26 protein-coding genes and 1 pseudogene are annotated in these 25,703 nt (G+C 69.2%); 13 read left to right on the top strand and 14 right to left on the bottom strand.

Annotated features, from left to right (window positions below; all coding sequences use genetic code 11):
• Positions 1-26: 26 nt before the first annotated feature.
• Entirely contained in the window at positions 27-353 is a 327-nt protein-coding gene (locus AOP78_RS07530; protein WP_062202836.1) for a nucleotide pyrophosphohydrolase, read from the top strand.
• On the top strand, positions 343-2,058 hold the full coding sequence (locus tag AOP78_RS07525) for a DUF2075 domain-containing protein (RefSeq protein ID WP_062202833.1): 1,716 nt from the start codon (positions 343-345) through the stop codon (positions 2,056-2,058). Before AOP78_RS07530 ends, AOP78_RS07525 begins: the two co-directional genes overlap by 11 nt.
• Before the next feature lie 38 nt (positions 2,059-2,096).
• On the opposite strand, the gene AOP78_RS07520 is transcribed toward AOP78_RS07525, so the two are convergent.
• The 6 genes and pseudogenes from AOP78_RS07520 to AOP78_RS07500 form a co-directional block, all read right to left on the bottom strand.
• Positions 2,097-4,202 (bottom strand): nuclease-related domain-containing DEAD/DEAH box helicase, encoded by a 2,106-nt coding sequence (locus AOP78_RS07520; RefSeq protein WP_062202831.1) that lies wholly within the window; start codon positions 4,200-4,202, stop codon positions 2,097-2,099.
• A 49-nt stretch (positions 4,203-4,251) separates the two neighbouring features.
• The gene (locus AOP78_RS07515; protein ID WP_062202829.1) at positions 4,252-6,090 is read right to left on the bottom strand and encodes a glycoside hydrolase family 6 protein; all 1,839 of its coding nucleotides are present in this window, start codon (positions 6,088-6,090) and stop codon (positions 4,252-4,254) included.
• 103 nt (positions 6,091-6,193) lie between these two features.
• Positions 6,194-7,063, bottom strand: a complete 870-nt coding sequence (locus tag AOP78_RS07510; protein WP_236685331.1) for a transglutaminase domain-containing protein — start codon at positions 7,061-7,063, stop codon at positions 6,194-6,196.
• Between the two features lie 183 nt (positions 7,064-7,246).
• Positions 7,247-7,363 (bottom strand): annotated as a pseudogene (locus AOP78_RS15605) (DUF2510 domain-containing protein); the annotation flags it as partial.
• 58 nt (positions 7,364-7,421) lie between these two features.
• A complete protein-coding gene (locus tag AOP78_RS07505; protein ID WP_152659451.1) occupies positions 7,422-8,492 on the bottom strand; it encodes a transglutaminase domain-containing protein in 1,071 nt (356 codons plus the stop codon).
• 78 nt (positions 8,493-8,570) lie between these two features.
• Entirely contained in the window at positions 8,571-9,542 is a 972-nt protein-coding gene (locus AOP78_RS07500) for a transglutaminase domain-containing protein (protein ID WP_062202823.1), read from the bottom strand.
• A 162-nt stretch (positions 9,543-9,704) separates the two neighbouring features.
• Between AOP78_RS07500 and AOP78_RS07495 the strand changes: the two genes are divergently transcribed.
• Positions 9,705-10,484 (top strand): nuclease-related domain-containing protein, encoded by a 780-nt coding sequence (locus AOP78_RS07495; protein WP_062202822.1) that lies wholly within the window; start codon positions 9,705-9,707, stop codon positions 10,482-10,484.
• A 38-nt stretch (positions 10,485-10,522) separates the two neighbouring features.
• Here the strand turns inward: AOP78_RS07495 and AOP78_RS07490 are convergent, their stop codons facing one another.
• Positions 10,523-11,674, bottom strand: a complete 1,152-nt coding sequence (locus AOP78_RS07490) for a DUF2510 domain-containing protein (RefSeq protein WP_062202821.1) — start codon at positions 11,672-11,674, stop codon at positions 10,523-10,525.
• Positions 11,675-11,759: 85 nt separating this feature from the next.
• Positions 11,760-12,323 (bottom strand): hypothetical protein, encoded by a 564-nt coding sequence (locus tag AOP78_RS07485; protein ID WP_062202820.1) that lies wholly within the window; start codon positions 12,321-12,323, stop codon positions 11,760-11,762.
• A 167-nt stretch (positions 12,324-12,490) separates the two neighbouring features.
• On the opposite strand from AOP78_RS07485, the gene AOP78_RS07480 reads away from it, so the two are divergent.
• The 4 genes from AOP78_RS07480 (at position 12,491) to AOP78_RS07465 (ending at position 14,755) form a co-directional block, all read left to right on the top strand.
• Positions 12,491-12,949 (top strand): lamin tail domain-containing protein, encoded by a 459-nt coding sequence (locus AOP78_RS07480; RefSeq protein WP_083979920.1) that lies wholly within the window; start codon positions 12,491-12,493, stop codon positions 12,947-12,949.
• A gap of 102 nt (positions 12,950-13,051) precedes the next feature.
• Complete coding sequence (locus AOP78_RS07475; protein ID WP_062202818.1) at positions 13,052-14,122, top strand: class I SAM-dependent methyltransferase; 1,071 nt, start codon at positions 13,052-13,054, stop codon at positions 14,120-14,122.
• Positions 14,123-14,315: 193 nt separating this feature from the next.
• On the top strand, positions 14,316-14,513 hold the full coding sequence (locus tag AOP78_RS07470; RefSeq protein ID WP_062202817.1) for a hypothetical protein: 198 nt from the start codon (positions 14,316-14,318) through the stop codon (positions 14,511-14,513).
• Positions 14,510-14,755, top strand: a complete 246-nt coding sequence (locus AOP78_RS07465) for a hypothetical protein (protein ID WP_062202815.1) — start codon at positions 14,510-14,512, stop codon at positions 14,753-14,755. The genes AOP78_RS07470 and AOP78_RS07465 overlap by 4 nt, the downstream gene beginning before the upstream one ends.
• A 7-nt stretch (positions 14,756-14,762) precedes the next feature.
• Here AOP78_RS07465 and AOP78_RS07460 read toward each other — a convergent pair whose 3' ends face one another.
• Positions 14,763-15,698 (bottom strand): 5'-nucleotidase, encoded by a 936-nt coding sequence (locus AOP78_RS07460; protein ID WP_062202813.1) that lies wholly within the window; start codon positions 15,696-15,698, stop codon positions 14,763-14,765.
• A gap of 178 nt (positions 15,699-15,876) precedes the next feature.
• Between AOP78_RS07460 and AOP78_RS07455 the strand changes: the two genes are divergently transcribed.
• Positions 15,877-16,347: a nucleotidyltransferase family protein gene (locus tag AOP78_RS07455; RefSeq protein WP_062202811.1), complete on the top strand. Its 471-nt coding sequence runs from the start codon at positions 15,877-15,879 to the stop codon at positions 16,345-16,347.
• 127 nt (positions 16,348-16,474) lie between these two features.
• Here the strand turns inward: AOP78_RS07455 and AOP78_RS07450 are convergent, their stop codons facing one another.
• Positions 16,475-18,505: an ATP-dependent helicase gene (locus tag AOP78_RS07450; protein ID WP_083979919.1), complete on the bottom strand. Its 2,031-nt coding sequence runs from the start codon at positions 18,503-18,505 to the stop codon at positions 16,475-16,477.
• 323 nt (positions 18,506-18,828) lie between these two features.
• On the opposite strand from AOP78_RS07450, the gene AOP78_RS07445 reads away from it, so the two are divergent.
• Genes AOP78_RS07445 through AOP78_RS07435 form a run of 3 tightly spaced genes read left to right on the top strand, consistent with a single transcriptional unit; the run spans position 18,829 to position 20,590 of the window.
• Positions 18,829-19,254 carry an ArsR/SmtB family transcription factor gene (locus tag AOP78_RS07445; protein ID WP_236685330.1) on the top strand — a complete coding sequence of 142 codons (426 nt, stop codon included), beginning with the start codon at positions 18,829-18,831 and terminating at the stop codon, positions 19,252-19,254.
• Positions 19,251-20,306, top strand: a complete 1,056-nt coding sequence (locus AOP78_RS07440; RefSeq protein WP_062202808.1) for a permease — start codon at positions 19,251-19,253, stop codon at positions 20,304-20,306. Before AOP78_RS07445 ends, AOP78_RS07440 begins: the two co-directional genes overlap by 4 nt.
• A gap of 41 nt (positions 20,307-20,347) precedes the next feature.
• Positions 20,348-20,590: a thioredoxin family protein gene (locus AOP78_RS07435; protein WP_236685329.1), complete on the top strand. Its 243-nt coding sequence runs from the start codon at positions 20,348-20,350 to the stop codon at positions 20,588-20,590.
• Positions 20,591-20,615: 25 nt separating this feature from the next.
• Here AOP78_RS07435 and AOP78_RS07430 read toward each other — a convergent pair whose 3' ends face one another.
• Together AOP78_RS07430 and AOP78_RS07425 are read right to left on the bottom strand one after the other, a co-directional pair.
• Positions 20,616-21,146 (bottom strand): GNAT family N-acetyltransferase, encoded by a 531-nt coding sequence (locus AOP78_RS07430; protein WP_062202805.1) that lies wholly within the window; start codon positions 21,144-21,146, stop codon positions 20,616-20,618.
• A 77-nt stretch (positions 21,147-21,223) separates the two neighbouring features.
• Positions 21,224-21,889: a flavin reductase family protein gene (locus AOP78_RS07425; RefSeq protein ID WP_062202803.1), complete on the bottom strand. Its 666-nt coding sequence runs from the start codon at positions 21,887-21,889 to the stop codon at positions 21,224-21,226.
• A gap of 205 nt (positions 21,890-22,094) precedes the next feature.
• Between AOP78_RS07425 and AOP78_RS07420 the strand changes: the two genes are divergently transcribed.
• The gene (locus AOP78_RS07420) at positions 22,095-22,325 is read left to right on the top strand and encodes a TM2 domain-containing protein (protein ID WP_201774762.1); all 231 of its coding nucleotides are present in this window, start codon (positions 22,095-22,097) and stop codon (positions 22,323-22,325) included.
• Between the two features lie 77 nt (positions 22,326-22,402).
• Here the strand turns inward: AOP78_RS07420 and glpK are convergent, their stop codons facing one another.
• On the bottom strand, positions 22,403-23,917 hold the full coding sequence (glpK, locus tag AOP78_RS07415; RefSeq protein ID WP_062202800.1) for a glycerol kinase GlpK: 1,515 nt from the start codon (positions 23,915-23,917) through the stop codon (positions 22,403-22,405).
• A 370-nt stretch (positions 23,918-24,287) separates the two neighbouring features.
• Between glpK and AOP78_RS15375 the strand changes: the two genes are divergently transcribed.
• On the top strand, positions 24,288-24,464 hold the full coding sequence (locus AOP78_RS15375) for a DUF8730 family Cys-rich protein (RefSeq protein ID WP_169748452.1): 177 nt from the start codon (positions 24,288-24,290) through the stop codon (positions 24,462-24,464).
• Positions 24,465-24,617: 153 nt separating this feature from the next.
• On the opposite strand, the gene AOP78_RS07410 is transcribed toward AOP78_RS15375, so the two are convergent.
• Positions 24,618-25,703: a LacI family DNA-binding transcriptional regulator gene (locus tag AOP78_RS07410; protein WP_062202799.1), complete on the bottom strand. Its 1,086-nt coding sequence runs from the start codon at positions 25,701-25,703 to the stop codon at positions 24,618-24,620.

Below are 25,703 nucleotides of genomic sequence, written 5' to 3'. Positions count from 1 at the left end.
CAGGCACCGCTTGCTACTGTCCAGACATGGCCGATGACGAGGTCCTTCGCACTCTCCGAGAATTCGTTCGCGAACGCGATTGGGCGCAGTTCCACACGCCCGAGAATCTCGCGAAAAGCATCTCCATCGAAGCTGGCGAGCTGCTTGAGTGCTTCCAATGGAGTCCCTACGCCGATGCCGACAAGGTCAAGGACGAATTGGCCGACGTGCTCACCTACTGCTTGCTGTTCGCCGATGCGCTCGGCCTGGACGCCGACGAGATTGTGCTCGACAAACTGGCGACGACGCGCGTGAAGTACCCGGTCGAGAAGGCCCGAGGCAAGAGCACCAAGTACGACGCTTATGAAGATTGAGCGACTGCCGTTCAGCCCGGCCTCGTTGCGAACCTGGGAAGAGCCCCACGGCCGTCAGTCGAACTGGCCCGTCGTCTACACGCTCAACGACAGGCGCGAGGTGTACGTCGGCGAAACCCTGAACGCCGTCGGGCGGATGCGACAGCATCTTGACAACCCGGAGAAGAAGCATTTGACGTCTCTGCGGGTGGTCATCGACGAACAGTTCAACAAGTCGGTATGCCTCGACCTCGAGTCGTACCTCATACGGCTTTTCGCCGGCGACGGCCAGTTCACGGTTCTGAACCGCAACGATGGCATCACCAACGCGGACTACTTCGATCGAGATCGCTATCAAGCACTGTTTGGGGAGATCTTCGAGCAATTACGCGAAGACGATCTCTTCCGGAATTCGATTGCCGAGATCGAGAACAGCGACCTCTTCAAACTGTCCCCGTTCAAGGCCCTCACGCAGGACCAGGAAGTGGCCATCGTCGACATCCTCGAGGGCCTCTTCGACGACCTATCCGGTGGCACGGCGAGTCGCGCAGTAATCCAAGGCGCGCCTGGGACGGGCAAGACGATCGTCGCAATCTACCTCATGAAACTGCTGAGCGATATCGCGTCGACGGAGCCATCGGACGATGCACCTTCTGACTCCGTGTTCTCCGACTTCTTCGTCGGCGGATATCGCGAAGCGTTGCGCGGCTTCCGAATGGGCCTCGTCGTACCTCAGCAGTCGTTGCGGCGTTCAATCAAGGGAGTCTTCAGACGCGTTCCGGGCCTGCGCGCCAGCATGGTATTGAGCGCCTACGACGTCTACAACCAACCAGAAGACTTCGACCTGCTCATCGTCGACGAGACCCATCGCCTGTCGCAATGGGGCGCCCAGTCGGCGCCGGGCGTAACCAACCGTTTCCGCCACATCTCTCAGTCGCTGGCGCATAAAGGAGAGCGCTGGGAGAGCCTCACGCAATTGGACTGGATCTCGAGGAGGAGCAGACACCAACTCCTGCTCTTGGACCATGAGCAAAGCGTGCGTCCGATCGATTTGCCGCCTGAAACCACGAGACAGCTCCGAAGCGCTGCCGGAGCGGTCGGACGCCTCTACCCGCTCAGGTCCCAGATGCGAGTACAAGGCGGCGACGACTATCTTGCGTTCGTCCGCGAACTACTCTCTGGCGCCGCTCCACGCGAGCCTCAGCGTTTCGCAGGCTACGACCTCAGGTTCTTCGAAAGCCTGCGTGACATGCGTAGCGCAATCATCGCCCGCGACCACGAAGCGGGGCTTTCGCGTCTCGTCGCGGGCTTCGGCTGGAAATGGTTGAGCAAGAAGGACCCGGCCGCGGTTGATATCAATATCGACGGTCTCCAGCTCCAGTGGAATCAAACCGACGTCGACTGGATCAACACGCCGACATCCCTACATGAAGTGGGCTCGATCCATACTGTTCAGGGTTACGACCTGAACTACGCGGGGGTGATCATTGGACCGGAGCTGAAGTGGGACCCGTCGGCGCGCCGGATCATTCTGGACCGCGCTCAATACGCGGACACCCGTGGCAAACAAAACAACAGACTCCTGGGAATCACATATTCCGACGACGAGATCCTGAGTCTCGTTCTCAACGCATACCGAGTCCTTCTGACCCGGGGGATGCGAGGAACGTACGTTTACGTCTGCGATCCAGCACTCAGGCACCGTCTACGGGCCTACTTCGACTAGACCTCTCGCATGCCCGCCGATGCACTCGACTTCGTGATTCACTGCGCGACCACCCCGACCCAAAGCCCGTCCCTCGCGCGGGTCAGCGCCACGTACAGCTCCCTGCGAGCAAGCTCCCAAGTCTCGCGCTCGGCCGCATCGTCCTCGGAAGGAGGCTCGCCCTCGAGCAGCGACAGCCTCACCGACGCAACGAGCACCTGCTTGAACTCGAGACCCTTGGCGCGCTTGATCGTTCCCACGCGCACCGCGTCGGCCGCGACACCGTCATACTCCTTGAGGTCCACACTCGCGATGCCGGCTTCCGCGAGGACCTTTCGGACCTTGTCCGCCGTGTAGTTGGAGGCGCACAGCACCCCGACGTCCCCGAGCGACGTGCCGATCTCTCGGACAGTGCGCTGGACCCGCGCCACGAGAGCGCGATCATGCTCGCGCCAGGTGGCACATCGCGCGATCTCCGGCACGGGCCCCGAACGAGAGATGGAGCGAGGCCGCTCACCCTTCGCGATCTCTCCCTCAATGTCGGCGTATCCAGTCCCCGCGACGAGCCCATGCGCGAAGTCGAGGATCTCCTCGGTGTTGCGGTAGTTGATGTCGAGCACGACGCCTCGCGAGGCCACGGAGAGCCCGGCCTCCACAAGCGTGTATCCGCCCGGATAGATGCTCTGCTGCCCGTCTCCGATCAGAGTGAAGCCGTCGGGCGCGTCGCCCACGAGCGAGTGCAGCATGCGCGCCATCGCGCAGCTGAGGTCCTGCGCCTCGTCGACGATCACCGCGGCATAGCCCTCGGCGAGCGGCTCGCGATTGAGCTCCGCCTCGGCGAGCAGGATCACGTCCGCGAAGTCATGCACGCGCTGGCGCCGCAGGTTGCGGTCGTAATCCAAATACAGGCCCCACACGGCCCGACGCTGGTCAAGTCCCAGACGATGCTGCCGCCCGGTGCGAGACAGTTCGGCGTAGGTGTCGAAGTCGGAGATTCCTCGCCCCTTGATGACGTAGTCGATCTCCTCCCTCCAATACCGCTCGGACAGCCCCTTGCGCCTCAGCGGGCTGTCCATGGGGACCGCATTCCACGCCGCGGCGAAGCCACCATCCGCCGCGGAACTGTCGAGCCTGCGGCGCACTCCGCGGTCGTCGAGCACGGACGACGCGAACTGGTGAACTCCCATGAAGTCGACGCGGTCCACCACGTCGGGTGCCATTCGGCCGAGCAAGGTCTTCAGCACCGAAGGAAGAGTCCGCACGTAGGTCGTCACGAGCACCCGCCCTGGCCTGGTCCGCGCCAGATACGCCGCACGATGCAGCCCGACGACGGTCTTGCCGGTCCCGGCCGCGCCGCGGATGCGGGAGGGCCCGTTGAAGGAACGACGCACGAGTTTCGCCTGGTCGGGGTGGAGGAAGGTCATCCACTCCTCCACGGGCTGCGCCATGATCCCCTCAAGCAACGCGGCCTCGACCTCGGAGGCAGAGAAGAGTGCGTCAGCCTCGTCGACCACAGGCTCATCCGTCTGGACATGCAGCACGGGCACCTCGACGGATACGGGCGGTGCCGTGTGCGCAGGCGCGGACACAGGCGGGAAGAACTGCCGGCACCGCCCATCGACCTCGTCCACCTGGGTGACGGTGAGCCTCTCGCCCTTGGACGCGATGTGACGCAGCAGGTCCTTCTCCCCCACCACCTCCACCGGTCCGACCCGCGCATTGATGCCCTGCCGCCCGGCGAGCACGACAACGGCGTGGACCTCGCCCGGAGCAAGTCCGATAGCGGCGAGGTCCTCCTCCGCGCGATCGCACAGGTCTGCGAGATTCATCAGGTCCTCGGTCACGTCCTCGTCGCCGCGGAAGATGCGCTGGTCGACGATCGAGACGTCCTTCCAGGCCTTCGTGTCGATGATGAAGACGCCGGGCTTGCCGACCATGATCAGGTCCACCTGCGCCCGGCGCGACCCGGGCCAGCGACGGTCATGGAGGAACCGTGCCTCGTAGACGCTTAGTGGCGCGAGCAGTCGCGCGATCCGATGCTCGGTCACGCCTGCGACCTCGTAGCGCCCGGCCGCAGCTCGCGCGTCAGCCGCCGCGGCCTCGTGGGCGGCCGCGAGCGCGAGCTGTCGCTCGGACTCCGTCTTTGCAGAACTACCAGCGGTCATGTGTCCCCCTCGGGTGAAGACTAGCGATCAGTTCGAGAACCGAGAAGAGTCAGTTCCCCACGCACTCCACGTCCACGCCGTCAGGCGCATCCCCTGTCCCGGTGAACCCGAACTCCCCCGTCTCGCCCGCGGCCAACACGCCATTCCACCCGACGTCGCCCACGGTCACGGCCCCGCTCGTCCCGGACGAGTCGCCGTTCCACAGCCCGTCGATCTCGACGCCCGTCGGCAGGTCGAACGAGACCTCCCAGCCCGCCAGGTCACCCACCGCAGTCACGACAACGTTCGCCTGGAACCCGCCCTGCCACGAGTTCGTCACCTCGAGCGAGGCCGAGCACTCGCCAGACTCCCCGGCGACGACCGCATCGTCCTCACCCCAGGCATCGTCCGCATCGCTTGAGGAGTCACCGGCCGCCGAGTCCTCAGCGGACCCCAGCTCCACCGAGTCGTCCTCCCTGGCAGGCGGGTTCTCCTCGCCCACGGCCGGATACGCATTCGCGACGAGCTCGGCGAACTGGGAAGCGAACCACTTCCCCGACAGCGGCGCATCGGCCAGAGCCCCGGTCGTGTTACCGCCAAGCCGCTCGGTCGAGTACGACGGCGAGCACATCAGGTCGTAACTTTTGCCCTCGTCGTTGTCGATCTCCTCGGAAGACCCGTCGGACTCCCCCGGCGGCTTCACCCACAGGTACGCGTCCAGGTGCGAGTCCGGATACCCCGACGGCAGCGCCTGCGGCCTGAGCCCCAGCCCCGCGCCCGACTGGTTGCACCACGCGCCGCGGTGCGTGCGCGCGTCGATCTTGTTGGCGGCGACATACGCATCCACGGACGATGCGTCGGTCACCTCGGTCGGCCGATCGTCGCCTCCCCAGCCGTTGCGGGAGGTGTCGATCACCATCCCGATGGTGGAAGGGAAGCCCGCCGCGACGGCCCGCGCGTACAGATCCGCGGTCCAGTCGGCCTCGTCGAAGTCGTAGTTCCACTCGTAGAAGCTCCCAGACCGGATCTCCTGACCACCCACCTGGAGCGAGGCATCGGCCAGATAGGTCTCCTCGGTGGGCGTGTAGTTCGCGGTGTTGGTGACGAAGCCGTCGACGGCGTCGAAACCAGCCTCGGTGGACTCCACGACGGACGCGAACAGCGCGACCGAAGGCCCCGAGTTCGAGTCCCACCCGAGCCAGCCCGAGTGCGCCGCGTCGATGTAGGTGTAGACGTTCGGGAGCGAGGCGAACGCGTCGAGCGCGTAGGCGACGCCGGCCCGGTAGTACGGATCGGCCGCCTGACAGTTCGCGTCCGAGGAGTTGGTGACGAGGTTCGGCAGCGAGTCCGGCTCCAGGACCGTGACGATCCGCAGGTCCTCGTACTCGGGCGACGCGAAGATCGCGGTGAGCGCGTCGATGTACTCGGTCTCATACCGCTCGAGCCCCTCGTCGGTCGCGGGCAGCTCGCCGTTGGACGCGAGCGCGAAGCAGTCGCGCCCGGGCAGGTCGTACACGACGACGGTCACGGTGATGGGCTGGTCGCCGTCCTGCTGGTCGAGGGCGGCGTCCAGGTGATATCTGAGCCCGGGCCCGTCGGCATTGCCATCGATCGCCGAGATGCGGTCCATCCACACGCCGGTCGGCTCGGACGCCACGGCGCGCATGTCGTCGGCGAGGTCCGGGTCGGAGTCCTCGTAGTCGGACGCGGTCTCCTCGACCTGGGCGGACCACTGGGCGTTGACGTACATGGTCGCGCCGGCGAAGGGGTTGTCGACGTGGCCGTCGACGGACGCGGAGGACGATGCGCCGCCCGCGTTCGACGTCGACGCGAAGTCCGACGGCTCGGCGGAGTCCCCACCGGTGCAGGCGGTGAGCGCGAGCACCACGGCCAGCCTGCTCGCAGCCACAGGTCCGAGCCTTCGTACCGTCCTACCGTTCGAGACCACGAGATCACCCCTTCTCCCAGGGAAGACTAGCGACCGCTGTCAATCCTGAGAAGGAACGCCGTGACTACTCGCCGTACCCCGCGATCGCCGAGTCGATCGCCCACTCGGTCCCGGCGGCGCGAGAGGCGAGCAGCGGGCTCGACGCCGACAGCAGCATGTAGTCGTGGCGCGCGCCGGCCGCACCCAGGTCGTCCCACGTCGTGTCCACGACGAGCCATTCGCCGTCGATCAGCACCTTGTTCCACGCGTGCCGGCCGGTGGTGAGCCCGTTGTTCGCAGTGCCCGTGACGATGACGCTGTCGAGCCCGACAGCGTCGGCGAGCAGCTGGAACGCCTGCGCGTACCCGTTGCACACCGCGGTTCCCTCGACGAGGGCCTCGTAGGCCTCCTGGCCCTGATCGGGGCCCGGCTCGATCGTCGCGCCCAACGTCGACTGGTAGAACTCGTCGTCGTACTCGGTCGCGGCGATCACCGCATCGTGGATGGCCGTCACGAGCTCGACCTGCGTCGTGGCTCCGGAGACCGCGGGCGAGGCGACGATCGCGTCGACGGCCTGCGCCGTGGCGACCCGACGCCGCTCGGCCTCGGCATCGTCGTACGTGTAGGCGGGCTCGACCCACGCCCCGGATGCGCTGGTGGTCCACTGCCACGAATTGATGAACACGTCGGGATTCTGCGCAGCCGCCTCCTGCATCGCATCCGAGAGCGCCTCGTCGAAGTTGTCATCCATGAAGGCCGACACGGAGATGCGATCTTCTTGTGCGATGAGGTTTCGAGCGAGGTATCGACTGAGCTCCGTGGTGGCGTGAACCGTGTACGCGACGTCCGGCCCCGTCGGGGACTCATCGGCGAGGACCGCTTCCCAGGCCTCGCGGTCCACCAACTGCCATGCGTATCCGAGCACGGTCACGAGTCCCACAACGATGGCGAGCACAGCGACCACCCGCGTCATGCGCGAGGCCCGAGGCCGTGGAGGCAAGGGCGCCGGGTCCCAGTTCGAGCCGCCCCGCCACACGAAAGGCGCATCGCGGGGCCCCCGACCGCCACGGCTCGCGCGCCCCGAACGCTGAAGTTCGGGGTAGGTCACTCGTTCGAGCTTCGACACACGATCGCGTGTTCGCGCGGTCCAGCTGTGCCCGTCCCAGTAGCGCTCGATGTCGAGCCTGCTCGGATCCGGCAGCCAACCTGGCGCAGGTAAAACCGGCTTCCGCGCTCGCGCGCCGTTGTCGTCCACGTAACCTCCCCCACTACCAGGGAAGACTAGCGGCTGTTGTCAGTACCGAGAAGAGTGGCTACGCCCCGTAGGCGGCCAGCTCAGCGTCGAGCGCCCAGTCCGAGTCCGCCATCCTGGTCAGCAACCGCGGCGACGTGTCGTCGAGCAGCAGGTACTCGTCGCTCGCGACGTAGCCCTCGCCCTCGTCGTCCCACGTCGTGTCCACGACCAGCCAGGACCCATTCACGAGCACCCGATTCCATGCGTGCCCGTCCGTGCTCAACCCTTCCGACACCTCGCCGGTGACGATCACGCTGTCGAGTCCCGCGGCGTCGGCGATCAGCTGGAACGCCTGCGCGTAGCCGGTGCACACGGCCACGCCTTCGACGAGCGCACCGTAGCCCTCCTGCGAGCGCGCCACGACCGCGGCGTTGGCGTCCAACGCCCCGGAGTTGATCGCGTCGTAGGCATCCCAGTCGTACTCGGTGGCGGCGATCACCTGGTTGTGGATCGCAGCGGCGCGGGCAGCGTCGTCCGCGGCCGCGACGATCGCGGGAAGCGCGGCGATCCTCTCGGCTTCGGCCTGTGCGGAGGCCCTGCGACGCTCGGCCTCCACGTCGTCGTAGACGTAGTCGGGCACCACTTCGACGCGGACCGCGTTGCCCTGAACCGCCCAGCCGTCCACGAAGATTGCGGGGTTCTGCGTCACGACCGCGTACATCGTGTCCGTCAGGATCGCCTCGAAGTCGTCCTCGTCGGAGACGAGCCACGTCACGTCGATGGAGTCCTCCTGGGCGACCATGCTCGTGGCCAGGTAGACGCTCAGCTCGTCGGAGCCGTGCACCGCGTACGCGACGTCGGGAGCCTCGGGCTGCTGGGGTGTGAGCGCGTCGGGCCAGGGCACCCACCCGGGCAGGTGCCCTCCGTAGCCGGCGAGCCCGACTGCGGCCGCGGTCACGGTCAGGAGCAGCACATATTGCAGCCACGCGGGTCGGCCGCGGCGCTCTCGTATCGGCTCGGAGGTCCAGGACGATGCCGGCTCCCCGCTCGACGACCCGGTCCATACCCCGGTGGCGGACGATGCGCCGGGCACGTACGGCTGCGTGGCCGACTCGTCACCGGCCACCACACGCGCGTCATGCTCCCCCACCGAGACCTCCCGTTCTCACACGGAAGAGTAGCGACTGCCGCCCGGGCTGAGAAGGGCAGTCGCGCTCCTGCGGTGCTGTCACTCCCCGTAATCGCCCAGGTACGCGTCAACCATCCAGTCGGTGTCGGCCTCGCGGCCGTCGAGCAGCGGATCTCCGTCGCCGAGCAGGAAGTAGTCGCGCAGCGGCGCACCGACGTCCGTGTCGTCCCAGGTCGCATCCACGACCATCCACGAGCCGTCGATCAGCACCTTGTTCCACGCGTGGAAGACATCGCTCCCGTCCGTGGTGCCGGTGACGAGCACCGCGTCGAGCCCCGCCGCCTCCGCGAGCACGAGGAACGCCTGCGCGTAGCCGTTGCACACCGCCGTGCCGTCCACGAGGGCCCCTGAGGCCTGCTGCGACCGGGCGACGAGCGCGGCGCCCGCGTCGGTCGTGTCGAACGAGTCGATCGCTTCGGACGCCTCCCAGTCATACTCGGTGCGCACGATCACGGCGTCGTGCAGCGCGAGGGCGAGTTCATCATCGTCGGCCGCCGCCGCAACGTCGGACGTCGCGAGGATCTCGTCGACGACCGCGGCGGTCTCGGCGCGCCGCCCATCGGCCGCGGCATCGTCGTACAGGTACACGGGCAGCACGCGCGGGCCGGGGTCGTCATCCCAGTAGTCCCAACTGTCCAGGTAGACGTACGGATCCTGGGCGATCACCTCGGACATCGCGTCCATGACGTCGACGGCGAAGCCGTCGCTCGCGCCCGCGAAGCTCGTGAGGTCGATCGGGTCCTCCTGGTTCACCAGCGCCCGCGCCAGATACTTCACGAGCTCGTCGCTGCCGTAGACCGGGTACTCACCGCCGGGCATCGCCGGGTCCTCCGCGGCCAGGGCCGCGGGGCTCACGGACGATGCGGGGGTTGGGGACGAGCTCGCAGCCCCGGACGATGCCAGGGGCGCCGACGCGACCGTCGTCGCCGCATCGTCCCCACCGGAGCATCCCGCGACGCCGACAGCCAGGCCGAGCGCGAGCAGCGCGCCGGTTCCTCGACGCGCGCGCATCGTCCATGCGCACCTCACCTTGGGCCCCCTTCGAAGCCCTCCCCCTCGTTCCACGGTAGCCCGCCGGGTCGGTCCCCCCTGATCTGTGGACGCGTCACCTCTTCCGGGAAGCGCACCGCGCGCGTAATGTGCGAGTCAAGGCAAGGAGGTCTCCTGAGGACCATGACCGGCTTCACCGTCACCCGACTCGGCGCGCCAGGCAGGGATCGCGTCAGGGTCGCGCGCGCGGACGGCACGGAGCTGGGCTGGATCGACCTCGGGACCGGCTGCCTCACCGTGAGCCCTGAGGGCGACGCCGAGCTGGTCGACCTCGCGGTGCGCGCCTGGGCGGCGCGCGAGCACATCGCGGTCCCGGCGCTCGACCCGCCCGACGACCCTGCACGCATCCTTGCCGCGGCACCGGGTCCCACCGAGATCCCCGGTGTCACGGCTCGCGACGACGCCGAGCCCCACGACGACCCCGCCGCGAGCGACGCGATCTCCGCCCGCCTGGATCGCCTCGCGGACGTCGGCTGGCAGGTGCTGCACGGAGTCCCGTTCGGCCCCGCCGGCTCACGGCTGGACCACCTGCTCGTCGGGCCAGGAGGAGTCTTCACCGTCACGACCCGCAATCACCGCGGCAAGCGGGTGTGGATCGGCGCGGACGACGTCATGGTCGACGGCCGTCCCGCCAACCACCTTCTCGACGCCCGCGCCGACGCCGACATCGCGGGCCGCCTGCTGTCGGACGCGACCGGCGCGCTCGTCGAGGTCCGCCCCACGCTCGTCATCGTCGCGGGCGCGATCGGGCAGGGATTGACGTTCCTCCAGCCGCCGGCGGACGTCGCCGTGCTGCGGCCGCTCGATCTGCCGGATCACTTCGAGCGTCGGGCAGGGGTCCTCACGCTCGAGGAGGTCGACGAGATCGCGAACGCCGCGCGCCGTCCCGCCACCTGGCACTGACGCTCACGCCCGAGCCGGCGCGCGACGCGCCGTGCCGGCTAGCTCCCGAAGGTCCACACCAGATCGTCGGCCACCCAGTCGCTGTCCGCGGCGCGCGACGACATCGCCGAGTTGGAGTCCGCGATGAGGAAGTAGTCGTGCGACGCGCCCAGCTCGCCGAGGTCGTCGTACGCGGCGTCGGCCACGAGCCACGCACCGCCGATGAGCACCTTGTTCCACGCGTGCTGACCGAGGACGTCGCCGTCGTAGGCCGTGCCCGTGACAACGACGCTCGTGAGCCCTGCGGCTTCGGCGAGCGCCTGGAAGGCGAGCGCGTACCCCTCGCCCACCGCGACGCCGTCGACCAGCGCGCCGTAGGCCTCGTACTCGCTCAGGCTCGCGGAGCCCGAGGAGAAGGCGCCGTCCGCGTCATACTCGGTCGCGTCGATCAGCGCGTCGTAGAGCGCCGCAGCGGTCGCGACATCGCCGACGGCCCCGGCCACCGCCTCGGACTGCACGATCACGTCGACCGTTGACGCCGTGCGCTCGCGCCGCATCGCGGCCTGCGTGTCGGTATACGAGTACGCGGGCGTCAGCGCGTCGCCCAGCTCCGCGAACTCCGCCGCGTCGGGATCGATGTACACGTACGGGTTCTGCGCCGCGACCTCGAGAAGCGCGTCCTCGACCAGCGCCTCGCGCTCGTCGCCGTCCACGGCGATCCATGACAGGTCGATCGTCTGCTCCTGAGCGACGAGGCTTCGCGCGAGGTAGAGACTCAGTGCATCCGACCCGAAGACCGGATAGTCGACGGCTGGGCCCGCCGGTACCGCCGAACCGCCACCGCCCCACGACAGCGTCCCCGAGAACAGGCCCGCCGAGGCGATGGTCCCCGCGGCGACCACGCCGACGAGCGCGAACCCCATGACCCAGTGACTGTGCGGATGGGTCGCGGCCGCCGCCGGCACTCCCGGAAGCTCCGGGATCGCCTCGAAGCGCGGATCGATGGGCTTCACGTCGGTGCGACGACGGTCCAGGTGCTCGGCGGCGGTCCACAGCGGATCGACGAATTCGAGCTTGGTGTCGCGATCGCGCGTATGCGCGCTCCAGCGGTGGCCGTCCCAGTAGCGCTCGACGTCCACCAGTGCAGGATCGGGCAGCCAACCCGCCTCGGGCAGCCTTGGCGGCCGCACCTGGCCCTCGCCTCCCGGCATGGCCTCCCCCTTGTCCCCTCAGCCTGCGATCAACACCCCCGTGATCTCAGGCTAACCACGCACGACACGGCGTGTCGCGCGGAAGCTACACGTCGTCCCCCGCGACGACCAGCGCGTGGAGCCTCCGCAGCGGCTCCTTGACCATCGAGTTCACGATCGCCGGACTCGCCTCGGAACCGGCGAGCATCTCGAGGATCGACTCGCACACGGCCTCGATCTCCGCCTCACGATCCCCCTGATCGTGAAGCATCTCGGCCCGCACCCCGAGGATCGGGCCGCGCAGCGCGAGCACCGTCGAAGGATCGTCCGCCTGCGCCACGAGACGGTCGTACTGGCGCTCCGTCTCATCGACGACGGCAGACGCATCGTCCTGCCGGCCCGCGAGCAGCAGCGCGTGGGCGGTGCCGACGCCGATGCGGATCAGCTCGGTGCGCTCGTACTGCGTGGGACCGCCGCCCTCGAGCATGCAGCGGGCGACGCCGTACGCCTCCTCCCACGCCTCCTCGGACCTCTTGTAGTCCTTGGCGAGCGCGAGCTCCATCGAGTACCAGGACAGTCGCTGGGCGAGGCGAAGCGCGCTCTCGCGCGGCTCAACCGTGAACTCCGCCCGCAGGCGGGTGACCTCTCGGCGCGTCTTCTCGATGCTCATGGCACGACTGTATGTGACATCCGTCACATCGCAACACCCGGTGCCGCGAGAAGCGGATGGCACCCGCGGAGCGGGCCATGTGATCTCGCGCACGTGCGGAACCTCGGCATCCCTGCTCGCGCGTAGAATCCCGATGCCGATACTGCGAATGCCTGAGGGGGCAACCGATGATTGCTGTTCGCCGCGTGACCACGCTCGCCATCGCCTTGACGATGGCGCTCGCATGGAGCGTCACCGTCGGGACCGAGCCCGCCGACGCCGCGTCGGCCGTACGGTTCTCGTACGTCCAGTACAACAGCCCCGGCTCGGACCGTGGCTCGAACACGTCGCTCAACGCCGAGTACATCGTCGTGAAGAACTACAGCAGCAAGTCGCGGAACATCACCGGCTGGACCGTGCGGGACAAGGCCGGGCACGTGTACAAGTTCGGCACGCTCACCCTCAAGCCCGGCGCCACGGTGACGCTCCACACGGGCAAGGGCAGCAACTCAAGCAAGCACCGCTACTGGCGCAGCACCTGGTACATCTGGAACAACGACGGAGACGTCGCCGTCTTGAAGAACCGGGCCGGCACGAAGGTCGACACGTGCACGTGGGGAAGCTCGGGCTCCGCGAGGAAGTGCTGACGGGCTGCTAGGCCGGTCTCCCGTCGAACGGGTGGACGTTCGACGCCTCCGGTGCGACCCTGGAGGTATGTGAGCGAAGACGCCCGCAGGAGGAGACCTGCCATGTCCCTGCATCCTCACGCACCCGCCAACGCCTGGGCGGACCTCGTCTTCGCGTCCGCGCTCGGCGCGATCGACATCCTCGCGATCCACCTCGGCGATCGGCTGGGCTGGTATCGCGCGCTCGCGGCCGCCGGCCCCCTGACCGCGAGCGAGCTCGCTCAGCGCACCGGCACGCACCCGCGATACGCGCAGGAGTGGCTCGAGCAGCAGGTCACCTCCGGATTCCTCGAGGCCCTGCCCACCGACCCGATGCAGTTCCGGCTTCCCGAGGGCGCCGCCGAGGCGCTCACGGACAAGCACTCCCTCGCCTACATAGCCCCGCTGGCCCGCATGCTGTCCGGCTCGGCCTCTCACATGCCCGCGCTGCTCGACGCGTATCGCACGGGCAAGGGCGTGAGCTGGACCGAGCTCGGGGACGATGCGCGCTGGTCCCAGGCCGACATGAACCGGCCCTGGTTCGAGTCCCTGCTGGCAGACGCGATCCGCGGAGTGCCCGACGTCCACCAGGTGCTCGACCGGCCCGGCGCTCGGATCGCGGACGTCGCGTGCGGCGCGGGCTGGTCCACGATCGCGCTCGCCGACGCCTACCCGCTCGCCGCCGTCACGGGCATCGACATCGACGGCCCGTCAATCGAGCGCGCGCGACGCAACGCCTCCGAGTCGTCCTCCTGGGATCGCGTCGTGTTCCATGCGGGTGACGTGGCGGATCTCAGCGGTCGATTCGACGGCGTGTTCGTCTTCGAGGCCTTGCATGACATGCCGCGCCCGGTCGAAGCGCTGGCAGCGATACGGCGGGCGGTGAAGCCCGATGGCGTCGTGATCGTGATGGACGAGGGCGTCGGCGACGCGGTGGCGCCCGGCGACGACGTCGAACGGCTCATGTACGGCTTCAGCCTGTTCGTCTGCCTCCCCGATGGGATGTCGTCGCAGCCGTCCGCCGGGACCGGCACCGTAATGCGGCCCGCGACACTCACGCACTACGCGATGGAGGCCGGCTTCACCGACGTGTCGGTGCTGCCCATCTCCGACTTCAGCTTCTTCCGGTTCTACCGGCTGCATCTGCCCGCCTGACCGAACCTCTGAAGTCGGCGCCTCGCGCCGCGTTCCACCGCGCTCCATCGCGCTCTGCCGCGCGACGCCCCGTGCCGCATTGTCCGCCTGTTTACCGACCGTAGACCGACCGGGCACAGCCTGGGCTCGGGCGCCACGGCCGTGTGACGCCCGCGTCACCGCCGTGACGCCCGCCGCCACAGGAGTCCCCGCCATGACCTCGTTCGCCACCCCGCGGCTCATCATCCAGCCGCGCACCACCCGTCTCGACCTCGGCGTCACCGTGCCGACGCGACCCGACCCGCGCACGGCCTTCCAACGCCTCTGGGAGTACGCCTACTCCCGCCACCAGGAGGAGGCCGCGCTGCAGAATCCACGGCGCTCGCACGCGACCCCCACCCAGCTGCCATGACGACCGCGCGCGTGACGACCGGCCCGCAGGTCCCGCACTCGAGCATCCTCGCGCTCGTGTTCAACGCGATCGGGTACGCCGTGCTTGTCGTCGAGGCGCCGGTCCGCGCGCTCGGCTCCGTCGGACGGTTCACCTGGCGCGCGTTCACGAGCGCCTTCTCCTGGGCGCTGGAGCTCTTCGACGCGCATCTGGACCCCGACACGCGCCGCAAGATCACCCGCGCCGCCGGCACCCCGTTCTGAACGGCTCCTAGAAGAGCGGCTCGTTCGCGACGCCGTACGGCACGTGGACGCCTGCCACATGCTCCAGGGCCGGGCTCAGATGCCCGTGCTGGTCGTCGAAGAACATGTGCGGACGCAGCACCTCGAGCACCCGCGCCTTCTCGATGCCGCCCATGAAGAACGCATCGTTGACCGTGACGCCCCAGCTGCGCAGCGAGTGCACCGCGCGCTCGTGAGCCGGTGCCGCGCGAGCCGTGACGAGCGCGATGCGCACGCGCGGCTCGTACGACGGGTCCTGCGCCTGGCGCTCCTGCTCGAGCCGCTGGATGCGGTTGAGGTCCGCGACGAGCGGCTGCAGCAGCCCCGGCGCGTGAGCGACGTCCCGCTTCGCGACCTCATTGGCCACGAAGCCGTCCATGCCCTCCGACTGGAACACCCGCTCCGACTCGTCCGTCGCCAGCACCGCGTCGAAGTCGAACGCGATCCTGAGGCCCCGATCCGCATCGTCGTAGGCAGCGGTGTTCTCGAGCACGTGGCCCGCCGGATGGCCGGCCTTCACCGCGGTCACCACGTCGTCCGCGTTGCGCGTGAGGAACAGGCTCATCCCCAGCGCGGGCACGTACTCGAGCGGGGACCTGCCCTGCGTGAAGAACGCACGGGTCACGCCGAGCGCGTGCTTCTCGATCGAGCGCATCACTCGCAGGCCCGTGGTCGCATCGTTGCGCGACAGCACGATGACCTCGACCAGCGGGTCGCGCGGGCGCAGGTCGTTGAGCGTCAGGAGCCGCTTGATGAAGGGGAAGGCGGGGCCGGGCGCGAGAAGGTCGTCGAGGTGACGGTCCTGGTACGCCGCGTACGCGGCCTCGCCGTGCTCGCGGAAGTACGCGTCGGACTCCGTGAGGTCGAACAGCGCGCTCGAGGCCACGCCCACGACGAGCCTGTCGTGGAGATCGTAGGCGGGCATGCAGTCCTCCGGTCGGGGTGGCGAAGCCTCGACCCTACCGCCCCCGGGTGACAGAGGTCTGGCGTCGGAGCCGTTGCTGTCACCTCATCCGCACTCAGCGAGCACACCTCGCGCAAGCCTCTCCACAGCGAGGCGCCGCCTCCATTCCTCCGACTATCGCACTTGCTATATTTGGAGCATGGAGCGGGACCTGGAGCGGGTGGCGCGTGAGTGCGACGCAGCCGTCGAGCACGCGCGCGCCACGCTCGTCGACGCGGTGAGGACCGCCTACCGAGGAGGGATGACGCAAGAGCAGATCGCCGCCCGAATCGGCCGCAGCCAATCCGAGGTGAACCGAATCCTCCGCTTCCACGGCTCGACCCCGCGCGCGCATGCCCTTCGCCTGCACAGCGCTGAGATACGGGCGCGGGTGCGGGCGGCTGGCGGCAGGAACGTCCGCGTCTTCGGCTCCACGGCACGCGGCACCGAGTCGTCAGACTCCGATGTGGACCTGCTGTTCGAGATGCGAGAGCCGCTGAGCCTGATGCAGCTCTCAGCAGTCGAGCGCGAGCTATCGGCGCTCGTCGGCGTGAAGGTCGACCTCGTCGCGGAGTCGTCGTTGCGTGACGATCTGCGTGACCGCATCCTCGATGAGGCAGTTCCCCTGTGAGCCGGAGCACCGATGAACGCCTCGCGGATGCGGTGCTGCATTTCGATCGAGCGATCGCGTACGGCGCGAGGGGCGCATCCTCGCCTACCGCGGCACCCAACGCGCGGACCACGCATGACTCTGCTCTCTACCCCAGATCCCCCAGGTCCACGCCGAGGTCGATCTCGCGCGGCGCGCTGAGCCCCGACGGGGGCTTCGGCTTGGGTGGACGCTGCGGCACGTGCACCGTCTCCTCGATCAGCCCCTCGGGCAGGGTCGCGAGGAAGTAGGCGTCCTCGATCTCGTGCATCGCGTAGGGGCCGCCGACCCACGCGCGGACCGGCGTATGGAACACGGACCGCGTGACGCACAGCCGGTCCCGGGCACGCGTGAGCGCGACGTAGAGCACGCGCCGCTCCTCCTCGACCGAGTCCTCGTCGCCGAGCGCGCGGGACGACGGATACGCGCCCGGGCTCACGCCCGCGCAGAACGCCCAGTCGCGCTCGAGCCCCTTCGCGGAGTGCACGGTGGACAGGACGACGTGATCGTCGTCCTTCTGATCGGCCGTCAGCTCGGAGGTGAAGACCGGCGAGAGCAGGTACTCCTCGATGAACTCGAGGATCGAGGAGCGCGACGCCGCGAGCCGCTCGACGTGGACGAGGTCACGCTGCCTCGCCTCCCAGTTCTCGTTCCGATACTTGTGCGCGAGCACCGGGGTGAGCATCGCGCCCGCCCGTCCCACCGCATCGTCCACGCGGTCGGCGGCGTCCTCGATCGCGTCCAGGCCGGCCGTGAGCCAGCCGGGCATGCCCGCGAGCGCCGAGGCCCGCGCCTGCCTCGCGGTCGCGCCGCCCGCGCGCGCGTCGAGCAGCGCGTCGAAGGCACGGACCGCGGTCCGGTCCCCCACCCTCGGGACGAGCGTGAGCAGGCGCATCCAGGCGACCTCGTCGTCGGGGTTGGCGACCACGCGCAGCGCGGCGAGGACATCGCGCACATGCGCGCTCTCCAGCAGCTTCGTTCCGCCGAAGAACACGTACGGGATCTCGTTCTCGACTAGCAGCGCCTCGATGCTGCGGCCCGAGTAGTTGGAGCGCACGAGGATCAGATGAGTGGCCCACGGCAGCCCGTCCTCATGCGCCCGCTTGAGCTCCCCCGCGATCCATCCCGCCTCGTCCTGCGGGGTCTCGAAGCTGTGCAGCTCCGGCTTGGCGCCGTTGCCGCGTACCGCGCGGAGCTTCTTGTCGTAGCCGAGAGGGCTCGCCGCGAGCAGCCAGTTCGACAGATCGAGGATCTCCTGCGTGGACCGGTAGTTGTCCTCGAGTTTGAGGATCCGCGCGCCTGGCACCCGTTCGGAGAACGAGTGGATCGACGCGAAGTCGGCGCCACGGAAGCCGTAGATCGACTGCGCGTCGTCGCCCACGCAGTAGAACCGCGTGTGCGGCACGAGCGGGTCGATGATGGTCCACTGCAGCGGGTTCGTGTCCTGCATCTCGTCGATGAGGATCTCGTCGTAGTGGCTGCCGACCCAGGCCGCGACCTCGGGGTCGGCGAGCCGCGCCGCGAAGATCATGAGCAGGTCGTCGTAGTTGAGGTAGCGCCGCTCCTTCTTGCGCGCCTCGTAGTCCCTCACGACGGTCGCGATGGCCTTGGGGTCGATGGTCTGGTCGGGGAACTTGGCCTTGATCGCGTCGGCGAGCGTGACCCGGGTGTTGCGGGCGAAGGAGACGACGTCGATGATCTGCGCGGCCTTGAGCCCCTCGACCCGCTTGCCGCGCCCGAGCACGCCGCGCATGACCTGGGCCTGGTCGTCGGAGTCGAGCACGCTCCACCCCTCATAGCCGAACACGTCGGGGTTGGCTCGCACCTCGCGCATCGCCCAGCCGTGAAAGGTCATCGCCGCGACGCCCTCGGTCGCCGCGCTGTCGGCCTGGACGCGGGAGCGGATCTCCGCGGCGGCGCGGCGGGTGAAGGTGATCGCGAGGATGCGGTTCGGCGCGGCGCCGCTCCTGATGAGGTGGCGGATGCGCGCGACGATCGTGGTCGTCTTGCCTGTCCCCGCTCCCGCGAGGACCAAGTTGTGGCTCGCGCCGGTGACGACGGCCTCTCGCTGACCGGGGTTGAGCCCGTCGAGGAGGTCTCCGGTGCTTGCCGCGCCGCTTCCGCCCACCCGCTCAATCATGCGGACGAGTCTACGAGCGCGGACTGACACCGACCTCGCGGCGAGCGGACGGTCTCTGACACCAGCCGGCGGCCGCCGACGGCGTGTCCCGCGCGACACGCGGGGCGACCGCCCCGCGATGTGTCAGAAAGTGTCCGCGGCGGGGTCGGCGCGGGGCCGAGCTGAACCAGGCGGGCGGTGGAGCCGAGGAGCCGAGGAGCCGAGGAGCCGAGGAGCCGAGGAGCCGAGGCTATGGGGCGCCCAGACGGCGAACGAGGGCTCACGAGGACGATGCGGACCTTCGTCCCACGCGATTCCGCCTCTCCGAGGCGGACAATTCAAATGTGACTCAACTATTGAAGATCGGCCCCAAGCCCACGAAGGAATCGGCGGACAAGCCCTCCTCCTGCGCCTCAGGCGCGTGCGGCTCCGCGCCGACCCCGCGCGACCCCGCGCCCGCGCTCGACCTTCTCCAGGCCATCGCGGACCCGGTGCGCTGGACGGTGCTCGAGCGCCTCGCCGACGGCACCCACTGCGTGTGCGACCTCCAGGCCCACGTCGACGTCTCGAACACGCTGCTCAGCTACCACCTGCGGATCCTGCGCGACGCGGGGCTCGTCACCACCTCGCGCCGGGGCCGCTGGGTCGACTACACGCTCGCGACCGACGCCCTCGCGCGGCTGACCGAGGCCCTGCCCGCCGCATCGTCCCTGGTCAGCGGTTCGTCGGCCCAAGCATCGTCCCCCTCCCCCGCGGCGGCGACACCATGACCGTCATCGACCGCGTCCACAAGGCGTCCCCCACGCAGCGCTGGGGCGGCCTCGCCGCGGCCACCGTGCTCTGGTGGGCGCTCTACAGCGTCAACCTGCCGTTCTGGAACTGGATGATCGGCGACGTCATCGGCCTCGACCTCGAGACCCGCCTGGGCTCGGGTGTTCACTTCTTCTTCTACGACACCGTCAAGATCCTGCTGCTCCTGACCGGGATCATCTTCATCGTCACCGTCCTGCGGTCCTTCATGTCGGTCGAGCGCACGCGCGCGATCCTCGGCGGCAAGGCCGAGGGCGTCGGCAACGTCATCGCGGCAGGGCTCGGGGTCATCACGCCGTTCTGCTCGTGCTCGGCGGTGCCCGCGTTCATCGGCTTCGTCGCGGCGGGCGTCCCCGTCGGCGTAACCATGAGCTTCCTCATCGCGAGCCCGCTCGTGAACGAGGTCGCGATCGCCCTGCTGCTGGGCCTGTTCGGCTGGGGCCCGACGCTGCTCTACGTCGGCGCGGGCCTCACGATCGCGGTCGTCGCCGGGTTCATCCTGGGCCGCATGAGGCCCGAGCGCTGGATCGAGCCGTTCGTGTTCGAGACGAAGATCGGCGGGCAGGCCATCGACCCCGGCATGAGCCTCACCTGGAACGACCGCATCCAGATGGGCATCGAGGAGGTCCTCGACATCCTCAAGAAGATCTGGCCCTACCTCGTGATCGGCATCGGCATCGGCGCCGCGATCCATGGCTGGGCGCCCGAGCAGTGGTTCGCCGAGCACGCCGGCGCGGACAACCTGCTCGCCGTGCCGCTCGCCGTGCTGCTGGGCGTGCCACTGTATTCGAACGCCGCGGGCGTCCTCCCGATGGTCGAGGCGCTGTTCGACAAGGGCCTGCCGATGGGCACGCTGCTCGCCTTCATGATGGCGACGGTCGCGCTCAGCCTGCCCGAGATGATCCTGCTGCGCCGAGTCTTGAAGCCCCAGCTCATCGGGCTGTTCATCGGCGTCGTCACCGTCGGCATCATCGCCGTCGGCTACCTCTTCAACGCCGTGATCCCCGTCTAGCGACACCTTCCACCGCACGAACCACCCGAAAGGACAGCATCATGATGAACATCAAGATCCTCGGCGCCGGATGCGCCAACTGCGTCAACCTCGAGAAGGCCGCGCGCGAGGCCGCGACGGACCTCGGCATCGAGGCCGAGTTCGAGAAGGTCACCGACTACGGCGCCATCGCCGGCTACGGCGTCATGAAGACCCCGGGCCTCGTCGTCGACGAGAAGCTCGTGATGTCGGGCCGTGTTCCCACCGCGGCGACCCTCAAGGAGCTGCTCGCGCCGCTCGCGTGACCTCGCGACCCCAGGGCGCAGGAGCCTAGCCCGCCTGCACCCTCCGGCCCGTCTCCACGAAGCCCAGCCGCGCGTAGAGCGCGAGCGCGCCCGGGTTGTCGGCGTCGACGGTGAGCGCCAGGTGCGCCTCGCCGTCGGCGAGCAGGGACGATGCGGCGACGCCGAGCATCCCCGCCGCCACGCCCTGGCGTCGGGACGCAGGCGCGACGACGACGTCGAGCACGTAGGGGCAGTCGGGCGCGGACTCGCCGAGCAGCCTCCGGGTGGTGACGACGAAGCCCCTCACCTCGCCCCCGTCGGTCAGCACGACGGGCGAGGCCTCGGGCACCATCTCGCCCCACGCGCCGGCGCGCATCTCGTCCGCGAGGACGTCGAGAGCCTCCCGCGACTCGAACGGCGGACGCGCGGGATACATCCCCCACGCCATGTCGTTCTGCCAGTCAAGGTCCTCGAGCGTCCCCGCTCGCCAGCGCGGCGCCGCGGGAGCGGCGGCGACGACGTCGGCGAGCGCGGCCCTCATGTGGATGCGCTCGTACGCTCCGCCCGGATCGGTCATGCCCTCACCGTAGCCGGGCTCGGGGTCACCCCGAGGCCGCCTCCGCCGCGCTCCCGCACGCCCGCGCTCGACCACGCCTAGCGGTACCACTCCTCGTCGATCGTCGACAGCCGTGAGGGATTCACGCGCGGGCCGAGCCCGTAGAAGTGCTGGAAGCTCATGATCAGGGGCCGCCACCGGTCGGGGTCCACGCGGTTGGCGTGCCCGTCCGCGCGGATCTCCGGGTGGACGTGGACGCGGCCGATCTCGACCTCGAAGAGCCAGGTAGGGACGTCGTCGTCCCTCGTGGCATCCAAGGGACGATGCGCCACGACCCGGCCCTCGAGGTTCACCGGGCACTCGGCGACCCTCGGCGCGGCGACGGTGTCCGCGTCGAGGCTCGTCAGGGCGGCAAGCGCGAACTTGTCGGCGACGTGGCGGTAGCCGGCCTCGCGCTTGACGTGGGGAACATCGACCCGGCCGGTCGTGAGCGCGAGCCGGTCGACGGCGGCGACCTGCGCTGCCGAGGGGAGGTTGAGGACGCACTCGCCCGTGTCGACGAGGTTGCGTGCCGTGAGCGACCGTCCTCCCATGCCGAGCACCGCGGTGCTCCCGAGCCAGAACACCGAGGACATCGGCGCAAGGTTCGCCGCGCCGTCCGCGGCGACGGTCGAGAGCAGCACCACGGGGGTGCCGAAGTAGAGGATCGCGGGGTCGATCACCTCGTGCGATCCGAGGGTGACGAGGGGCGGCGCTACAGTCATGGCGCCAGGATGCGCGCCCGGGGAGCCCGCTGTCTGGCGGATTTCGGACGATGCAGTGCCGCCGCATCGGCGCGTTCCAGGCTCGGGCGACGGCCGCACCCTGACCTCGGCACGCGGCCACGTCATCCCCTGGCACGAGGGCGTCACGCGCCCCTTCGCCGTACGATCGATCCAGTTGCCGAAACACGACAGAACGGACTCGACCATGGCCCAGCAGACCGCCCCGCTTCCGCTGAAGGACACCTTCGTCACGTACATCCTGTGGTTCTTCTTCGGGATCCTCGGCGTGCACCAGTTCTACATGGGCAAGGTCGGCCGCGGGATCCTCTACCTGCTCACCGGCGGCGTGCTCGGGATCATGGTGATCTGGGACCTGTTCACGATCCCCGCGCAGGTGCGCCAGGTGAACGCCCAGCGCGCGGCGGGCATCCGCTGACGCAGCCCCGGCGCGTCGCGCCCTGACCCATCGTCGGTTCCGCATCGTCCCGCGACCGACCAGGGACGATGCGAGGATCAGTCGACGTCGTCGTCCACCCAGTCGAGGGTGCGGGACACGGCCTTGCGCCAGTTCCGGTACAGGCGCTCGGACTGCTCGGCGGGCATCGTCGGCTCCCACCGCTGGTCCTCCTGCCAGTTGTCCCTGAGCTCGTCGAGCGAGCGCCAGTAGCCCACCGCGAGACCCGCGACGTAGGCCGCGCCGAGCGCGGTGGTCTCGGTGACGCCGGGGCGGACCACGTCGATTCCGAGGATGTCGGCCTGGAACTGCATGAGCAGGTCGTTGACCGTCATGCCGCCGTCGACGGCGAGCGTGTGCACCTCGGCGCCCATGTCGGCCTCGACCGCGCCGAGCACGTCGCGCGTCTGGAAGGCCGTCGCCTCGAGCACGGCGCGAGCCAGGTGCGCGCGCGTCACGAAGCTCGTCAGGCCGAGGATGCCGCCGCGCGCGTCGGGCCTCCAGTACGGGGCGAACAGCCCCGAGAACGCGGGCACGATGTACGCGCCGCCGTTGTCGGGCACGGAGGCCGCGAGCGCCTCGATCTGCACGGCGTCATCGATCATGCCCAGGTTGTCGCGCAGCCACGTGACGAGGGCGCCGGTGACCGCGATCGCCCCCTCGAGCGCGTACCGCGGCGCGCTGCGACCGAGCTGGTAGGCGACCGTGGTGAGGAGCCCGTGCTCGCTCAGGACGCGCTCGGTCCCGGTGCCGACCAGGATGAAGCTGCCCGAGCCGTAGGTGCTCTTGGACTCGCCCTCGTCGAACGCCGCCTGCCCGAAAGCGGCTGCCTGCTGGTCGCCCAGGATCCCCGCGATCGGCACTCCCTGCAGCAGCGAGTGCCCGCCGATCATGCCGTAGACCTCGGACGATGAGCGGATCTCGGGAAGCATCGAGCGCGGGATGCCGAAGGTGTCGACGATGTCGTCCGCCCAGTCGAGCTCCGCGAGGTCCATGAGGAGCGTGCGCGAGGCGTTCGTGGCGTCGGTGACGTGGAGGCCGCCGTCGACGCCTCCCGTGAGGTTCCACACAAGCCACGAGTCCGTGGTCCCGAAGGCCAGATGGCCCGCCTGGGCCTTCTCCGCGGCGCCCTCCACGTTGTCGAGGATCCACCTGATCTTGGACGCCGAGAAGTAGGTCGCGAGCGGCAGGCCCGTGACGTCGCGGAAGCGGTCGCGCCCACCCTCGGCCGCGAGCGCGTCGACCATGTGCTGCGTGCGCGTGTCCTGCCAGACAATCGCAGGATGGACAGGGCGTCCGGTGCGGCGATCCCACACGACGGTGGTCTCGCGCTGGTTGGTGATGCCGACGGCGGCGATGTCGACGCGCGTGAGATCGGCCTTCGCGAGGCTCTCCGCGACGACACGGCGAGTGTTGGCCCAGATCTCGAGGGGGTCGTGCTCGACCCAGCCCGGGCGGGGCGTGTGCTGGCGATGCTCAAGCTGGCCCGCGGAGACGATCGACCCGGCGTGGTCGAACACCATGGCGCGCGTGGACGTCGTGCCCTGGTCGATCGCCATCACGTAGTGGTCCATCACGCTCCCCGCCGAACACCGTCGCCCGAACACCGTCGCACCGAACACCGTCGCACCGCCTCGCGCACGTCCTGCGCCGTGGATTCAGGGTACCCACCAGGGACGATGCGCGCGCGGGCTGGGAGTGGGCGCCCGGTGGGCGCGCTCGGGGACCCGCAGGTCCCGCTCCTGGCACCTCGCGATCGCGGCGGGGACGCCACGACCCGGCGCCTCCCACAACCCCTCGCCCTCCGCGAACCATTGACGCGGCACCCAGCCCGCGTGCGCATCGTCCGCGTCCTAGGGTCGGGAGTGACTAGATCCACTTGCGAACATATACCCCCATGGGTATATTGGATGCGTCAAGACCACCAACGAAAGGAACGCACACATGTGCTCTCCCGCCACCTGCCCGCGTTGCGGCAAGACCACCTGGACCGGCTGCGGCAACCACATCGAGCAGGCCCTCGCCGGCGTTCCCGCCGCGCAGCGCTGCTCGTGCGACTCGGCCGCCTCGGGTAACGGCGCCACGACTGCCGGCCTGCTCGGCCGCATGTTCGGTCGCTGATCCAGACCTTCTCTCCCACAGCGGCGGGTCGACCATTCCGGGGGTCGGCCCGCCGCTTCTTTGTGCCCTGGCCAGTGATCGGGCGGAGCGGTGCCTGGCCGCCTTCAGGAGAGCTGCAGCGGCGACGGTGACACGTGCCGCCTCGCGCAGGTGTCAGGACAAGGTCGCGACGGTGGTCCCCCACCGGACCGGAAGCGGCAGCTCCTCGACCTCGCCGAGCTCCTCGACCTCACCGCCGGCGCGCGCAGCGGCGGCGACCTCGAGCATCCTGAGCAGCCGGCGGGCCACGATCCGCCCCTTGGCCTCGCCGTCCTGCACGATCGTGCAGATCTCACCGTTCTCGAAGCCCTGCAGCGTGATCGCGTCGAAGCCCGTGACGGACAGATCCTCGGGAACCCTCACGCCGCTCCGGCGCGCATGGTCGATGATCCCCGCGGCGTGGACATCGGCCGTCGTGAGGATGCACGTGGGCGGCTCATCGAGACCCAGCAGCGCCTCGCCCGCCGCCTCCCCGCTCGCGCGGCTCACCGAGCCGCACTGGTACACCGCCACGGGCTGAACTCCCGCGCGCCGGAACCCGTCGAGCCTGCGCCTCACGTTCTCCGGCGCGATCGCGTAGAGCTCGTCGTACGTCGTGAGCCCGTCGGGCCGCTCCTCAACAGCGAACGTGTACGCGGCGATCGCGATCCGCGTGTGACCCGCCTCCAGGACCCGGCGCGCGAGCTCCTCCGTGGCCGCCGCATCGTCCATGCGGACCGCCGACTCCTCGTTCATGTAGCCGTCGAGCGAGATCCACGGGACCTTGCGCGAGGCGAGGTACGGGTCCGTCTCCTCGAAGCCCACCATGCGGCGCACCGACACGACCCCGTCGTAGAGGACCGCGTGCGCGAGCTCGCGCGACGCATCGTCCGTGATCGGCGGGATGATCACGATGCCGTAGCCGGCCTGCGCGAACTCGCGCTGGAGGCCGTCGAGGATCGCGAGCGACAGCGGATCCGTGTCGGCGTCCTCCAGCAGCGCGTGCGTCACGACCCCGATCAGGTGGGAGCGCCCCGACGCGAGCGCGCGCCCCAGCGCGGACGGTCCCGTGTATCCCATCGCCTCGGCAGCACGTCGCACCCGCTCGGCGGTCTCGGGCGCGACGACGCGCTTGCCCGTGAACACGTGGGATGCCGTCGATTTCGCGACGCCGGCCGCCTTCGCGACGGCGGCGAGTGTCACATGACGGTGCTCGGCCAT

Source organism: Demequina salsinemoris (assembly GCF_000974805.1).
GTDB classification, from domain to species: domain Bacteria; phylum Actinomycetota; class Actinomycetes; order Actinomycetales; family Demequinaceae; genus Demequina; species Demequina salsinemoris.
Note: the sequence above shows the minus strand (reverse complement) of the source record. Positions and strands in the feature narration are given on the sequence as shown.

Bases quoted from the DNA above. Each gene is read 5' to 3' on its own strand.
- AOP78_RS07530 (WP_062202836.1), top strand. From the start codon at position 27: ATGGCCGATGACGAGGTCCTTCGCACTCTCCGAGAATTCGTTCGCGAA.
- AOP78_RS07525 (WP_062202833.1), top strand. From the start codon at position 343: ATGAAGATTGAGCGACTGCCGTTCAGCCCGGCCTCGTTGCGAACCTGG.
- AOP78_RS07520 (WP_062202831.1), bottom strand. From the start codon at position 4,202: ATGACCGCTGGTAGTTCTGCAAAGACGGAGTCCGAGCGACAGCTCGCG.
- AOP78_RS07500 (WP_062202823.1), bottom strand. From the start codon at position 9,542: ATGCGCGCGCGTCGAGGAACCGGCGCGCTGCTCGCGCTCGGCCTGGCT.
- AOP78_RS07495 (WP_062202822.1), top strand. From the start codon at position 9,705: ATGACCGGCTTCACCGTCACCCGACTCGGCGCGCCAGGCAGGGATCGC.
- AOP78_RS07490 (WP_062202821.1), bottom strand. From the start codon at position 11,674: ATGCCGGGAGGCGAGGGCCAGGTGCGGCCGCCAAGGCTGCCCGAGGCG.
- AOP78_RS07485 (WP_062202820.1), bottom strand. From the start codon at position 12,323: ATGAGCATCGAGAAGACGCGCCGAGAGGTCACCCGCCTGCGGGCGGAG.
- AOP78_RS07480 (WP_083979920.1), top strand. From the start codon at position 12,491: ATGATTGCTGTTCGCCGCGTGACCACGCTCGCCATCGCCTTGACGATG.
- AOP78_RS07475 (WP_062202818.1), top strand. From the start codon at position 13,052: ATGTCCCTGCATCCTCACGCACCCGCCAACGCCTGGGCGGACCTCGTC.
- AOP78_RS07470 (WP_062202817.1), top strand. From the start codon at position 14,316: ATGACCTCGTTCGCCACCCCGCGGCTCATCATCCAGCCGCGCACCACC.
- AOP78_RS07465 (WP_062202815.1), top strand. From the start codon at position 14,510: ATGACGACCGCGCGCGTGACGACCGGCCCGCAGGTCCCGCACTCGAGC.
- AOP78_RS07460 (WP_062202813.1), bottom strand. From the start codon at position 15,698: ATGCCCGCCTACGATCTCCACGACAGGCTCGTCGTGGGCGTGGCCTCG.
- AOP78_RS07455 (WP_062202811.1), top strand. From the start codon at position 15,877: ATGGAGCGGGACCTGGAGCGGGTGGCGCGTGAGTGCGACGCAGCCGTC.
- AOP78_RS07450 (WP_083979919.1), bottom strand. From the start codon at position 18,505: ATGATTGAGCGGGTGGGCGGAAGCGGCGCGGCAAGCACCGGAGACCTC.
- AOP78_RS07440 (WP_062202808.1), top strand. From the start codon at position 19,251: ATGACCGTCATCGACCGCGTCCACAAGGCGTCCCCCACGCAGCGCTGG.
- AOP78_RS07435 (WP_236685329.1), top strand. From the start codon at position 20,348: ATGATGAACATCAAGATCCTCGGCGCCGGATGCGCCAACTGCGTCAAC.
- AOP78_RS07430 (WP_062202805.1), bottom strand. From the start codon at position 21,146: ATGACCGATCCGGGCGGAGCGTACGAGCGCATCCACATGAGGGCCGCG.
- AOP78_RS07425 (WP_062202803.1), bottom strand. From the start codon at position 21,889: ATGACTGTAGCGCCGCCCCTCGTCACCCTCGGATCGCACGAGGTGATC.
- AOP78_RS07420 (WP_201774762.1), top strand. From the start codon at position 22,095: ATGGCCCAGCAGACCGCCCCGCTTCCGCTGAAGGACACCTTCGTCACG.
- glpK (WP_062202800.1), bottom strand. From the start codon at position 23,917: ATGGACCACTACGTGATGGCGATCGACCAGGGCACGACGTCCACGCGC.
- AOP78_RS15375 (WP_169748452.1), top strand. From the start codon at position 24,288: ATGTGCTCTCCCGCCACCTGCCCGCGTTGCGGCAAGACCACCTGGACC.
- AOP78_RS07410 (WP_062202799.1), bottom strand. From the start codon at position 25,703: ATGGCCGAGCACCGTCATGTGACACTCGCCGCCGTCGCGAAGGCGGCC.